The sequence below is a fragment of the Paracoccus liaowanqingii genome (genome assembly GCF_004683865.2).
GTDB classification, from domain to species: Bacteria; Pseudomonadota; Alphaproteobacteria; order Rhodobacterales; family Rhodobacteraceae; genus Paracoccus; species Paracoccus liaowanqingii.
This window is the reverse complement of sequence record NZ_CP038439.1, coordinates 1583414-1596408: the sequence shown is the minus strand read 5'-3', so window position 1 is coordinate 1596408 and position 12995 is coordinate 1583414. Positions and strand designations below refer to the sequence as shown.

Annotated in this window: 18 protein-coding genes; all 18 read left to right on the top strand. The window is 64.9% G+C overall.

What is annotated here, in order from left to right:
• The first annotated feature begins 302 nt into the window (after window positions 1-302).
• The 18 genes from E4191_RS07690 to E4191_RS07610 all read left to right on the top strand — a co-directional run bounded on the left by E4191_RS07690 (window position 303) and on the right by E4191_RS07610 (window position 12557).
• Window positions 303-1028, top strand: a complete 726-nt coding sequence (locus E4191_RS07690; RefSeq protein WP_135312892.1) for a flagellar basal-body rod protein FlgG — start codon at window positions 303-305, stop codon at window positions 1026-1028.
• Window positions 1029-1354: 326 nt separating this feature from the next.
• Window positions 1355-1792 carry a hypothetical protein gene (locus E4191_RS07685; RefSeq protein ID WP_135312891.1) on the top strand — a complete coding sequence of 146 codons (438 nt, stop codon included), beginning with the start codon at window positions 1355-1357 and terminating at the stop codon, window positions 1790-1792.
• Window positions 1761-3224 (top strand): phage terminase large subunit, encoded by a 1464-nt coding sequence (terL, locus tag E4191_RS07680; protein WP_135312890.1) that lies wholly within the window; start codon window positions 1761-1763, stop codon window positions 3222-3224. The genes E4191_RS07685 and terL overlap by 32 nt, the downstream gene beginning before the upstream one ends.
• A gap of 10 nt (window positions 3225-3234) precedes the next feature.
• Entirely contained in the window at window positions 3235-4539 is a 1305-nt protein-coding gene (locus tag E4191_RS07675) for an anti-CBASS protein Acb1 family protein (RefSeq protein WP_135312889.1), read from the top strand.
• The gene (locus E4191_RS07670; protein WP_228461646.1) at window positions 4502-5653 is read left to right on the top strand and encodes a hypothetical protein; all 1152 of its coding nucleotides are present in this window, start codon (window positions 4502-4504) and stop codon (window positions 5651-5653) included. The genes E4191_RS07675 and E4191_RS07670 overlap by 38 nt, the downstream gene beginning before the upstream one ends.
• Window positions 5654-6103, top strand: coding sequence for a hypothetical protein (locus tag E4191_RS07665; protein WP_135312888.1), 450 nt, complete (start codon window positions 5654-5656; stop codon window positions 6101-6103).
• Between the two features lie 12 nt (window positions 6104-6115).
• Window positions 6116-7105 carry a major capsid protein gene (locus E4191_RS07660; protein WP_135312887.1) on the top strand — a complete coding sequence of 330 codons (990 nt, stop codon included), beginning with the start codon at window positions 6116-6118 and terminating at the stop codon, window positions 7103-7105.
• A gap of 80 nt (window positions 7106-7185) precedes the next feature.
• The gene (locus tag E4191_RS07655; RefSeq protein ID WP_135312886.1) at window positions 7186-7572 is read left to right on the top strand and encodes a hypothetical protein; all 387 of its coding nucleotides are present in this window, start codon (window positions 7186-7188) and stop codon (window positions 7570-7572) included.
• Between the two features lie 3 nt (window positions 7573-7575).
• Window positions 7576-8040, top strand: coding sequence for a hypothetical protein (locus E4191_RS07650; RefSeq protein ID WP_135312885.1), 465 nt, complete (start codon window positions 7576-7578; stop codon window positions 8038-8040).
• Entirely contained in the window at window positions 8037-8417 is a 381-nt protein-coding gene (locus tag E4191_RS07645) for a hypothetical protein (RefSeq protein WP_135312884.1), read from the top strand. The genes E4191_RS07650 and E4191_RS07645 overlap by 4 nt, the downstream gene beginning before the upstream one ends.
• A 210-nt stretch (window positions 8418-8627) precedes the next feature.
• Entirely contained in the window at window positions 8628-9632 is a 1005-nt protein-coding gene (locus tag E4191_RS07640; RefSeq protein ID WP_135312883.1) for a phage minor head protein, read from the top strand.
• A gap of 1 nt (window position 9633) precedes the next feature.
• Window positions 9634-10065 (top strand): hypothetical protein, encoded by a 432-nt coding sequence (locus tag E4191_RS23700; protein ID WP_176562657.1) that lies wholly within the window; start codon window positions 9634-9636, stop codon window positions 10063-10065.
• Window positions 10062-10442 carry a phage tail terminator-like protein gene (locus E4191_RS07635; protein WP_176562656.1) on the top strand — a complete coding sequence of 127 codons (381 nt, stop codon included), beginning with the start codon at window positions 10062-10064 and terminating at the stop codon, window positions 10440-10442. The genes E4191_RS23700 and E4191_RS07635 overlap by 4 nt, the downstream gene beginning before the upstream one ends.
• Window positions 10443-10529: 87 nt before the next feature.
• Window positions 10530-10871, top strand: a complete 342-nt coding sequence (locus E4191_RS07630) for a hypothetical protein (RefSeq protein ID WP_139615467.1) — start codon at window positions 10530-10532, stop codon at window positions 10869-10871.
• Window positions 10872-10873: 2 nt separating this feature from the next.
• Window positions 10874-11176 (top strand): hypothetical protein, encoded by a 303-nt coding sequence (locus tag E4191_RS07625; RefSeq protein WP_135312880.1) that lies wholly within the window; start codon window positions 10874-10876, stop codon window positions 11174-11176.
• A 2-nt stretch (window positions 11177-11178) separates the two neighbouring features.
• Window positions 11179-11613 (top strand): hypothetical protein, encoded by a 435-nt coding sequence (locus tag E4191_RS07620; protein ID WP_135312879.1) that lies wholly within the window; start codon window positions 11179-11181, stop codon window positions 11611-11613.
• Between the two features lie 93 nt (window positions 11614-11706).
• Window positions 11707-12207 (top strand): hypothetical protein, encoded by a 501-nt coding sequence (locus tag E4191_RS07615; protein ID WP_135312878.1) that lies wholly within the window; start codon window positions 11707-11709, stop codon window positions 12205-12207.
• 98 nt (window positions 12208-12305) lie between these two features.
• On the top strand, window positions 12306-12557 hold the full coding sequence (locus E4191_RS07610; protein ID WP_135312877.1) for a hypothetical protein: 252 nt from the start codon (window positions 12306-12308) through the stop codon (window positions 12555-12557).
• Window positions 12558-12995: the final 438 nt, after the last annotated feature.

Genomic DNA, 12995 nt, shown 5'->3' with positions numbered 1-12995 from the left:
GGCACGAGCCAGACGCTGGCAGCGGGCGATATGAAGGTCACAGCTCATGGGCCGCTCAACTTGGTACGGCCAGATCTGTTCCAAGCGCGGAAAGTCGCTAGACAATAATTTTAGTTGACGTGCGTAATGAAAACTTGCATTGCTGCAGTGAGACGAACTGCGCCCGGATAGATCCGAGGCGCTTTTTTCATGGCCGCAGCACATCGTAAAACAAAAGCCGGCGTGAGTTGGGACGATTCTATTTGCTTTCAAGTCTAAGCTTTTGCATCTCTAACACGTTCGTGAGTTAGGAGATTGAAGCGTTGGCTAGCATTGATCAGCAGAAAATTCGTTCAGGTGACCAGTCCGACGGCCTCGCATGGCTCGGGCTGCGACTGCGCCCTCCGGGTGGACCAAAACAAAAGGCTCTAGCGGCCGCTGCCGGGGTTGCACTGCTACTGGGAGGCTTCATTGCAGACGAAGCTCTTGACAAAATCTCAGACGCGATTTTTCCAGATGCGGCGGTAATTAGAGCGGAAGCGCTACAAAATAACATCGCGAAGAAGGTTGACAACATTGAAAGCTTGAGCGGGAAAATCACGTCTCAGCTTGTTGGAATGGATGCAAAGGCGTCAGCCGCAATCCAGCGTGATACTGCTGAGTTGATGTTGGCGATTCAAAATCTTCGTCCAGAATTAAGGGCCGTCGAAAGCATGAGCGCGGGCACCTTACGGAGATTTGCGGACGCCAAACAGAGAGAATTGACGTCTGCTGGTTACAGCACAGACCCGGATTTTGTCGTACCTGACGGCGGAGGCGCTACTGTATGTCGCGATGGATACGTGTTTGGAGCGAAACGGGTCGACACCACCGCTGGCCCGCGCGTCCAGCTTAATCTCGCAGGGCCTGCAGGTAAGAGTAACCCAGTCCATGCAGAGTCTGGCGAAGGTATCTCAGTAGATACCGGCAACGGCTTGGTTCAGGTCGTCCTACAAGATAGCAACGTCGACGGATCTGGAATGCTAGGGTTTTCCGTAAATTGTCCCTGAGCCGCGAATGGTCCACCTAGTTCCCAAGACCTGTTTGCAATAACCGAAATGCACCCGTTTCGCTTGTGCGAGGCGGGTTTTTCTATCCCTATCCGCCGTGGTCCTCCCTCGGCGGGGAGGGTGCGGTCCCGGCTCCTACGCTGCGCGGACCCCCTCCGAAACTCACGAGGCCAGCATGCGCGTCTGCAAGAAGTGCCAGGGCAAGGGAGCCGTCCGACCGGCCCCGTATCCGTCCCGACGTGATCTGCCGTGCTTCTGGTTCAACGAAGGCGCACGCACCTGCCCGGCATGCGACGGCACGGGCGAGGCAGACGATGGGGGCCACGATGGCAGACCGGAGTGAAGGCGGCCCGGGTGGGCGGCCGGCGAAGACCCTGACCTATGAGCAGGAAGTGCAGCTGGAGGCCCTTGCCTCAGTGCTTACGGCCGAACAGATCGCGGACCGCTTTGGCATGGCCCGGTCGACGCTGTTCAAGATCATGGCCGAGGACCCGGAGATCCGCGCCCGGTTCGACATGGGCAAAGCCAAGGCCATCGAGGAGATCGGCGGGAAGCTGATGGAAAAGGCCCGCAAGGGCGACACGGCCTCGATCATCTTCTTCCTCAAAACACAGGCAGGGTGGCGCGAGACCAGCAAGGTGGAACTGACCGGCCCGCAGGGTGGCCCGGTCCAGACGCTCGACGTTTCAAAGCTCTCCGACGCCGCCCTGGCGGAAATGCTGGCGGTGGCTGATGCTCAGAAAGAGGACATTTCCGGCGATTGATCTGATCGCCCTGGAGCGGGAGGCATGCCGCCGCTCGCTCGCTACCTTCGCCAAGCGTGCGTGGCACGTGCTGGAGCCCGCTACCGCGCTCAAGTGGGGCTGGGCGCTGGACGCCATCTGCGCGCATCTAGAGGCCGTCACCCGGGGCGAGATCACCCGCCTGCTGATGAATGTGCCACCGGGCACCATGAAGTCGCTGCTGACTGGGGTGATCTGGCCCGCTTGGGAGTGGGGCCCGCAGGGGATGCCGCAGAAGCGGTTCCTGGCGACGGCTCACAAGCAGGATCTCGCGATCCGGGACAACGTGAAGTGCCGCCGGCTGATTCAGTCGGAGTGGTACCAGACCCGCTGGCCGGTGCCGCTGGTCCACGACCAGAACATGAAGACGAAGTTCGAGACGGTGCAGACAGGCTTTCGCGAGGCCATGGCTTTCACCAGCATGACCGGCGCCCGTGGGGATCGCGTCATCCTCGATGACCCGCTAGCGGCTGACGACGCGAACAGTGACGCCGCGCTGCTGGCGGCCGAGCTGTCGTTCCTCGAGGCGCTGCCCACCCGGATCAACAACGACCGGTCGGCCATCGTCGTCATTATGCAGCGCCTGCACGAGCGCGATACCTCGGGGCTGATCCTGTCGAAGGGGCTGCCGTACACGCATCTGTGCCTGCCGATGCGGTTCGAAGCCGAGCGGCGGTGCGAGACTTCGATCGGCTTCCGGGATCCGCGCGAAACGGAAGGCGAGCTGCTGTTCGCCGACCGCTTCCCAGTGGAGCAGGTGAAGGAGCTGGAGCGGACCCTTGGCAGCTATGCCACGGCGGGCCAGCTGCAGCAGCGGCCCGTTCCCCGCGGCGGCGGACTGTTCAAAAAGAGCTGGTTCGGCACCGTCAAGGCACTGCCCACCAGCTGCCGGTTCGTCCGGGCCTGGGACTTAGCTGCGACCGAGGACAAAGAAGCCGCTGCAACGGCAGGAGTGCTGATCGCGCGAGCCCCTGATGGGCGGTTCATCGTCGTGGACGCGACGCGAGAGCAGTTGGGACCGATGGGTGTTGAGAGGCTGATGAAGGCGACGGCCGAGCAGGACCAGGCGACATACGGTTTAGTTCGCGGTTCATATCCGCAAGACCCCGGGCAGGCGGGCAAGGCGCAGGCGCAGCACATAATGCGCCATGTCCTGACCGGCTTCGACTATCACTTTTCGCCCGAGACCGGAGACAAAGAGACCCGCGCTCTGCCACTCGCAGCGCAGGCCGAGGCGGGCAACGTGTTCCTGCTGGAGGGGCCATGGAATGACGGCTTCCTTGACGAGGTGGCGGCCTTCCCGATGGGCAAATGGAAAGATCAGGTGGACGCGGCAAGTCGCGCCTTCACCGAGCTGACCACTGAAGAGCGGGCCCAGGTCGCGATGTTCCTGAAGAAACGACACCGCAGCTAGGGAGCCGCGAATGAGCATGATCGCGAACGCCCTGCGGCGGATCGAAAGCCTGTTCCCGGGCTATTTCCCGGAGGCCAAGCATAACCACTACAAGGACTTCGGTTATCCCGACCATGTCGGCTTCATGCAGCTGTACCAGATGTACCTGCGCAACGGGCTGGCGCGGGCCGGGGTCGAAAAGACCATCTTGAAGACCTGGGAGGACATGCCCGAGCTTTGGGAGACCGAAGAGGCGAAAGAGAGCCAGGTCGAGGCCGACATCCGCCAGCGCTTCGCCGATCTGCGGGTCTGGCAGCGCTTGGCCGATGCGGACCGCATGTCGCTGGTGGGCGGCTATTCCGGCGCGATCTTGCGGCTGGCTGACAGCAAGCGGTTCAGCGAGCCGGTGGGCACGGTGCCGGGCGGACTGGCCGGGCTGGTCGAGATCATCCCGGCATGGGCCGGGCAGCTGACCGTAGCGCAGTGGGATACGGACGAGACGTCCGAGAACTACGGCCAGCCGACCATGTACCAGTTCATCGAGGCATCGGTCGGGCAGGGGAACGATCAGCAGCTGAAGACGCGGTCGTTCATGCTGCACCCCGACCGCGTGGTCCTCTGGTCCCGCGACGGCACGGTTCACGCCCGGTCGATCCTCGAGCCGGGGTTCAACGACCTCATGACGCTGGAGAAGGTCAGCGGCGCCGGCGGCGAGGGATTCTGGAAGAACGCCAAGTCGGCGCCGGTCTTGTCGATGTCGCCAGAGGCCAAGCTGCGCGACATGGCCGAGGCCATGAATGTCCCGGTCGGCGAGGTGGTCGACAGGATGGATGAGCAGGTCGGCGACTGGCAAAAAGGCTTCGACAAACTGCTGCTGCTACAAGGCATCGAGGCCAAGACCCTCGGCATCACGCTGCCCAGCCCCGAGCACTTCTTCGCCATCGCGCTGTCGTCCTTCGCGGCCTCGATCGGCATCCCGCAAAAGATCCTCGTGGGCAACCAGACCGGCGAGCGGGCCAGCACCGAGGACGCGATGGACTGGGCCCGCACCAACGCGGCCCGCCGCAAGGATTCAGTGATCCCGAACATTCTGGCGCTGACGAACCGGCTGGAGGGCTTCGGCATCCTGCCCGAGCGCGACTGGCATCTGCACTGGTCCGACCTGACCGAAAGCGGGATGGCCGAGAAGATCGAGCGTGCCGGGAAGATGGCCGAAATCAACGCCAAGATGCCGATGGAGCCGGTCTATTCGGTCGGCGAAATCCGCATGGTCACGGGGCACGAGGGCGAAGGCCCCGATGCGCTGGACGACGTCGAAGGAGACGATGATGCATAAGCAGGTCCGCGTGAATGTCCGCTCGAACGCCAACGTCAAGGCGGTCCGCAGCGAGAAGCGCAATGGGCGCGACGTGCTGGTCGTGCCGTCGGCCACGCTGCCCGACAACGTGGTCATGAACGGGATCCGCTATCCCGCCGACGAGATCGCCAAGTCCTTCGCCGGGCTTAACCGCACCCCGGCGCCTCTCGGCCACCCGACCGTCAACGGCAAGTTCGTCAGTGCGTCGGACCCCGAGGGCATCAACGTCGGCTACATCGGCGCCTGGAACGAGAACGCGCGCCAGGAGGGCGGCCGGGTGCTGCTCGACAAGGTGATCGACATCGAGGTCGCGGGGCGCACCGAAGGCGGCAAGGCGGTGCTGGCCGCGATCAATGCCGGTGACCCGATCCACACCTCGACCGGGCTGCTGTGCCGCCTCGAGCCGGTGGCGAACGGCGAGGGCTTCAAGCATGACGCCCGCGACATCTACTGGGACCATGACGCGCTGCTCCTTAACGAGGAAGGCGCCGCCACCCCTGATCAGGGCGTGGGCATCTTCGTCAATTCGAAGGGCGAGGACATCGAGGTCATCAACTCGGCGATCGATGACGCCGAGCGCGAACTGGATTGGGCAGGCCTCCGCCTGCTCGAAGCTGCTGACCGGCTGGAAAGAGCCACGGTCTGGGAGCGAATGAAGGCCGCAATTCTGGGGGCACTGCCTGCCGAGCGGGAATCTACACAAAACAGAAAGGACGACGACATGACTGTCACGAAAGAGCAGTTTGACGGCCTTTCCGCGAAGGTGAACACCCTCTCGGAAACGCTGGACAAGCTGGACATCGCCGGGGCCGTGGCCAACGCCATCAAGCCGCTGACCGACAATCTGGCCGAGATGCAAACCAACCAGAAGGCGAAAGACGACGCCGAGCTGGCCGGTCACGTCGCGGCCATCGTCAAGGCGAACATCCTGGACGAGGACTCGGCCAAGGAGCTGACCCTGAATGCCGCCCGCAAGCTGGCCGAGCGCGCCAAGCCGGGCAAGGCCTTTGGCCTGAGCGGCGCCCCCCTCACCACGAACGCGGATGACGAGTTCTCGGGCGTCGATCTGAACGCCGGCATGGAGGCCAAGTAAATGGCAGGCAACGTCATCTATCGCGGCCCGGTCACGACCGGCTGGCAGCCGCGCACCATCAGCGACAAGACCGTGGCGGGGGCCTATCTGCCCGGCACCTTTGTCGAGGCCGGGGCCACCACCCTGATCCAGCTGACCACCGCGCTGGCCAAGCTGCCCATGATCCTGACGAACATGGAGTTCAAGGACCAGGACATCGACACGGCCTATGCGTCCGGCGACACCGGCGTGGCCTATCACCTCGAGCCGGGCCAGATCTATCAGGCCCGCCTTGCCGCCGCGACCTATGCGAAGGGCGCCCCCCTGACCATCGGCGCTGCCGGGCGCCTGACCGCCGCCACCGCCGCCACGCCCGTTGTGGCATTCTTCGATGACACCCCCGGCGCATACAGTGCGGGTGCCTTGGCCGATGTGATCATCGCCAACACCTACACCGTCCCGGCCGCGTAAGGAGCGCAGGACATGCTTCGTTTTACTCCCGAACAGATGGAGTTCGTTCTGGCCAATCGCCGCCAGTTCAACGAGCGCCAGACCGCCCTCGCCAACGCGCACGGGCAGACGATCATCGGCAACGCGCTGCCCCTGCCCAAGGATGTCTGGGGCGCCTGGGACCGCGAGGGCATCGAGGTCCAGCGCGACGTTCTGGCCGTGTTCAACGACCTGGCCGCCTCGGTCTCCACCCCGATGCCGATCGGCAAGCTGATCCACCACTTCCAGACGATCAGCGACAGCGGCTCGGTCAACGTGTCGCTGGACGGTCGGTCCAAGGCCCGGACCGATCAGCCCAAGTTCGAATACCACGGCACCCCGCTGCCGATCCTCGACAGCACGTTCAGCTACGGCTGGCGTCAGGTCGAGGCGGCGCGCACCGAGGGCTTCCAACTGGATCCCGCCGCGCGCAGCAACTCGATGCGCAAGGTGGCCGAGGCACTGGAGCTGCAGACCCTGAACGGCAACCCCGGCATCGTTGTCGGCGGCGACCAGCTGTACGGCCTGCGCAACCACCCGAGCCGCAACACCCGGTCGACCACCAACGACCTGAACGCCTGCACCGGGCCGGAATGGCTGGCCGACGTCAATGCCACCCTGGCGCTGCTCTTCGCCGACAACTTCTACAGCCCGGCCACGCTCTATGTAAACTGGCTGGACTGGCGCTATGCGACCTCGACGGACTACTCGACCCAGTACGCCGGCAAGACCATCGCGCAGCGCATCATGGAAGACAGCGGCGTATCAGCGGTCGTGCCCTCGTCCCGCGTGGCGCCGGATGAGATCATCGCGGTGATCAAGGACCGCCGCGTGGTGCAGGTGCTGAGCGGCATGCCGATGACCACCCGCGCGCAATTCCGGGCGAACATGGAAGACGAGTACAATTTCGTCACGATGGCCGCCGCTGCCGTCGAGATCAAGTTCGACGCCGAGGGCCAGTGCGGCATCGCCCACTCGACCTGATTGCTTGATGGTCTGAGCGAGGGGCTGGGTCACATCGGCCCCTTTCATGAGATCGTCAGCCAGAAACCGAGGAGCACCCCATGAAAATCGAGATCACCAAGCGCGGCGTCTATGACGGCGAGGGCAAGCAGATCCCCGTCGGCACCCAGGTCACCGTCAAGGGCGACACCGTGCCGGGCTATCTGCTGAACAAGGGCCGGGTCATCGGCGAGACCGAGGGCAAGACGCCCGTGACCAACCCGGCGCAGGACGCGCAGGCCAGCCAGTCTGGTCCCGATCGGCAGGAGCTGCTGAAGATGGCGGCCACGGTCATCGATCCCGCGGGCTTCCTCGCGGACGGGCGCCCCGACGTCCGCGCCATCAATGCCGAGCTGATCGACGATGCCGCCCCCTTCACGGCGGAAGAGCGGGACACGCTGTGGCCGGGCATCGCTGCCGCCGTGGCTGCTGACCGTCAGGCGGGCTGACCGATGCCCCTCGTCGTCGGCGACCTGACCGTCGACCCGACGGCGCAGTCATTCATCAGCCTGTCGGACGCTGTCGGCTATCTGGAGATTGAGGCGGCTGGCCAGCTGCCCGGGTCTCGGATCGTCCAATGGATCACGGCGGACTCTTCGGCCCAGCAAAGCTCTCTGATCACCGCTTCCCGCTGGCTTGCCGGCGCGTACGAGTGGCGACCCTTGGCGGCGATGGACCTGACCCGCGTCGGGTTCGTGGCCGCCCGGCTCGCGGCCGAGACGGTGGGGCGCGGCATATTCATGGGGCAGGATGCGACCGGGATCGCGAGCCGGGAAAAGGTGGGCAGCATCGACATCACCTATCGCGACGACATCACTGCGGACGCCGCCGGGCTGGTGCTGCCATGGCTGCGTCCGTCGCTGCGCGGGCTGATCGTGCAGCCCTGCGCCGGCCTTGGCCTGTGGGCCATCGGATGACCTTCGATTATACCCGCCTCCGCGCAACTGCCGATCGGCTGATCGGGCGCTTCGGTAAGCCCGCCACCCTGACCCGCAGCACCGCGCCGGCAGGCGCCCCTCAATACCCGTGGGACGAGGTCACCCCTTCACAGCCCGTGACCCAGTCCTTCACCGTGACCGTGGTCGAGGACAAGGCCACCGTCCGCTACAGCCGGGCCGACGAAGGGGCGCTGATCCCGCGCAGCGTTCGCGTGCTGACCATCGCAACGGACGGCGAAGCGCCCCGCATGGGAGACCGGATCATCCTGGCGGATAGGCCGCATGAGATCGTGCTGGTTTCGCCGCTGCAGCCCGGGGCCACGCTGCTCTTGCACGAGGCCGAAATATCCGCATAGCCTGCCCGGATGATCCAATATCGGTACATCTGTCTGGCTGGCTGCATCGAGCGCGGCGACGCTGCTGGCGCTCAGCTGATCCTGGCCCTGCCGAACAGCTTCTTCGCACCGTATGACGATCTGCTACGCGCGGCGTGGCTTGCGCGTGCCGCTGACAGGGCGACAGGCCTGACGTAATGCCCCGCTTGGGGCTCTTGCATTGGATCCCCCATGGCCCGCACTCCGACCCGCGCACAGGCGGCGGCCTTCGATGCGCTGCTGGCTACGGCTGATGCCGATGTCCGCGCCGCTTTTCTCGCAGCGGTCTATGCCGCGCGGGGCAGGGTCGATCTAGGGGGGCTGATTGCCCTGCTGGAGGCCAATGACGTCGCGGGTGCCGTGGAGATGCTGCGCTTCGATCAAGCCGTCCTGTGGCCGCTAGAGGAAGCCGTGCGGCGGTCCTACCTGTCCGGCGGTGCGGCGGTGGATGGCTTCGCGCCCTCCGGGATCGAGGGGCGCTTTGGTTTCAACGCCCGCCACCCGCGCGCGGAGGCCGACATCGCCAGGATCGGCGGCGACCTGATCGGGCAGATCGAGCAGCAACAGGTCGAGGCCGTGCGCGCTGTGATCCTCGACGGCATGGAGAACAACCGGGGCAGCCGCCCCGTGGCGCTGGACATCACCGGGCGCCTGAGCCGAGCAACCGGGCGGCGAGAAGGCGGGATCATCGGGCTGACAGGCGATCAGGCGGATTGGGTGATCAACGCCCGCCGCGATCTGGAAGGGCTAGACCGCAGCTATTTCCAGCGCGCGCTTCGCGACAAGCGGTTCGACGGCACGGTCCGCAAGGCCATCGAGGCAGGCAAGCCGCTGGCCGCCGCTGACGTGGATCGCATCACTGGGCGCTACAAGGACCGGGTGCTAGACTATCGCGGCAAGCTGATCGCGAGGAACGAGGCCCACACCGCGCAGGCGGCGGGGCGGCACGAGGCATATCGGCAGATGCTGGACCGGCCCGACATCGAGGCGGTGACCTGCAGATGGATCCACGGGTTCAGCCGGGAAGCGCGGCCGGACCATAAGCGCATGGATGGCGAGGTCCGCAGCTTCGGCGAGGGCTTCGTGATGGATGATGGGACGGTCATGCAATACCCGCACGATCCCGCCGGCGGCGTGAGGCACAGCGCTTCCTGCCGCTGCACGGCGTTCTACCGCGCGATCCCCCGGAGGTCCTGACATGGCGACATTCGCTGCTGACCTCAGAGCGCTGGTCGATCTGGCCAAAGAAGACCTGCGCTATGTGGCGATGATGTCCATTCAGGACGTGCTGGAGGGCGCACAGACCACGCAGCGGGGCATCACCCAAGGGGCCGAGGCCTTCGAGGTCGGCAAGATCCCGGTCGGCCTGACATCGGATCTGGTCAACAGCCTGACCGTGGAGGGTTCGACCGGCCCGGACGCCTATGTCACGGCCATCGTGGGGATGGCCCATGGCGACGTGATGACCTTCGAATGGACCGTGCCGTACGCCGCTCGGATCGAGTTCGGCTTCACCGGCACGGACGAACTCGGGCGCAATTACGATGTCCCTGGCCGCTTCTTCATAGGCACCAATGCCGCCAAATTCCCGCAGTTCGTGGAAGCCCGCGCCGCCGAGGTCCGCAAGTGACACCGAACGAGATCCAGAACCTGATCGGCGCGCGCCTGGCATCGATGCCTGACGCCTTGCGCATCGTGGTCCCGAACGAAACCCAGACCGCCCCCGCAAAGCCGTACCTGATCCTCCAGACCCGCAGCCGCGGCGACCAGGACCCGGCCCTGGCCGGCGGGGCCGAATACAGCGAGGGCAGCTTCGTCATCATGGTGGTGACCGACCTGAACGCCCGCACTGCCCGGGCCGACGATCTGGCCTATGCCGTCAAGGCGCAGTTTCCCAAGGCCCTGCGGCTCGCGCCCGGGCTCGCCATCCGACTGTCGTCCGTCTTGGGCGGCTATCCCGACGACGTGTCTTGGCGTGTCCCCGTCCAGGTGGACTGGGGTCCGTAACCGATCCCCGCCTCGGGGGCCTCTGGGCGACAGAGGCAATCACCATCAACCGCCCTTGGAAGGGCTTAACCAGCGAGAGGGGCTTTCATGGCCACTATTGTTAAGACCTCCGTGGGAGGTCCCGGTGCGCGGGCAGTCACGGAAGTCACGCTCACTGCCACGAACGACATGGCCTACGAGGCAGGCACGGGGCAGGTTCTGATCCTGCGCAACCCCACGGCAGGGTCGATCAGCTGCGTGCTGGACGGCGCAGACGGAACCACCATGAACTTCCCCGGCGCCCCGGCCATCAGCGTTGCGGCGGGCTACTCCACACCCGTGCCCGCCGGCGCCGTCCGGGCCATCCCGCTCGACACCGTGTCCGCATATCTGCAGGGCGCCATCAACATCACCGGCACCGGCCTCGTCGCCGTGCTCCTGGGGGTCTGATCATGTCCAGCATCACGAACAAGACCCGTGAGGCGGTGACCCTGCCGACCGGCCACACCGTCGCACGCGGCGCTGGCTTGGAAACCACGAACGCGGTCCTGCGCAGCCCCGATAACATCCGCCGCCTGGCCACCCTGATCGCGGCCGGGATGGTCACGGTCGAATATGACCCCGACCCTGTCGAGGACGCCCCCGAGGCCACCTCGTCGGTGATCGACGCCCCGGACCGCAAGCCGTCCCCGCAAATCCCGCTCACCCCCACCGCATGGGCCACCGCGCCCGCTGACAAACCGAAGGAAGCCTGATCATGGCACTCATCACCTATATCGGCGCGCTCGTCTCCGTCTCCGCCGGTCCCCCCGCAACCGTCGATGCCGCTGGCTTTGCCGCCAAGACCTATTCCACGGTCGGCAAGATCACCGAATGGGGCGAGACTGGCGACCAGTCTGAGGACGTGACCGAAACCACGCTGGAAGGCCGGACCTATCACGCCAACGGCGCGCTGGACGGCGGCTCGATCCCCTTCACCTTCCTGATCGACGGTGTCGACGCAGGGCAGACCCTGCTGCGCACCGCGAACAACACCAACGACGAGGTCTCGGCCCGGATCACCGATCCCGACGGCCAGATCATCTACTACCACGGCAAGGTCGCAAACCTCCGTGACCGCGCCCGCAACGCGTCCACGATCAAGGGCCTGACTGGAGAGTTCCGCGTCAACTCGGCCACCGTGCGCGTCTGATCCGGCCTGCTTCGGCAGATCGGTAAAGGGCGGCGGTTTCGGGTGTGGGCCGCCGCCCGCCATTGTCACACACCCCATGAAAAGGACACACCCATGGATTTTCTCAAGCAATACGATGCCCGCGGCGCCGCCGAGACGGCCCGCCCCCTGGAACTGCGCGATCAGACGACTGGCGACGTGATCAAGAATGGTGGCAAACCCTGCATCGTCATGGTCAAGGGCGCCTCCAGCCGCGCCGTGCAGGCCGAGCTGCGCCGCGACGAACTGGAGCGGGCCAAGAAGGCCAAGGCAGCCGCCAAGACCGGCTCGCAGGTCGACACGAACACCGCCCAGGACATGCACGAGGCGACCGTAAAGGCCGCGCTGCGCCTGATCGTCGGATTCGAGAACATGCAGACCGAGGGCGAGGACGGCAAGGCCCGCGACCTGACCGTCGAGGATGCGCCCGCGCTGCTCGATCTGAACTTCATCAGCATGGCGCACCTGATGCGCGAGAAGGATGCCGAGGGCTGGACAAAGCCCAGCTTCGCTCAGCAGGTGCTGGACTTCGCTCAGGATGATGCCGATTTTTTGGCGGCGTCCACGAAAGCCTAGTCCTCTACGCCCGGCAGCTGGCATTCCTGAATGGGACGCCGAAAAGCTGGAAGGAGACCCGGCTGCAATATGCCCGCAAGAAAGGCCGCGATATCGAGATGCCCCCCATCAACGCGGGGGCATATCTGATCGACGCCATGTGGCGGCTCGGCCCGGTCCGCGGTGATATGAACGGCGCGCGGGGGGTCGACTGGACCGAGTTGGACGCCTTCGCGCGGCTCACCCGGGCCATCACCGAGCCTTGGGAGGCCGAGGCGCTGCATGCCATGTGCGATGCCTATGCCGCTGAGCAGGCCGAGGCAGAGGATTCGCTGCGGGAGCCGCCGTTTGCCGGGTCGTGGTGGGTGTGAAGGGTCACTCTTGTCGGATCGTAGTGCAAGAAGGACCAATCGAATCTTTTGACCAAATCATGCATCGTATTGGCAATGCGCCAGTGGAGCGCAGGGAGGAAAAGCAATGGCGCGTTCGTCCGAGAAGTCCAGTGGCGCAGTCGGCACTAGTGGTCGGCGCAACAAGCTTCTGAACTATCTGCTGAAACGGCGGAGCCGTTTGCTAAAAGAAGCAGTTGAGGTATCGAGTGACGTCCAGAAAGCAGAACGGGACATCCGGCGAGGAGCAAGAAGAACGGAACACAAATTCCGTCTTTGATTTCCTTTACCATGACGGGCGGCGGATCGCTTCGTTCCTAGCGCAGTTTGATCCATCTGGCAGCTTAACGCAGTTGTCCCTAGGCCAGCACGCTGAGCAGACGACCAGCGACGTTAGCCGGCTCGAGGGTAGCGCTAGTG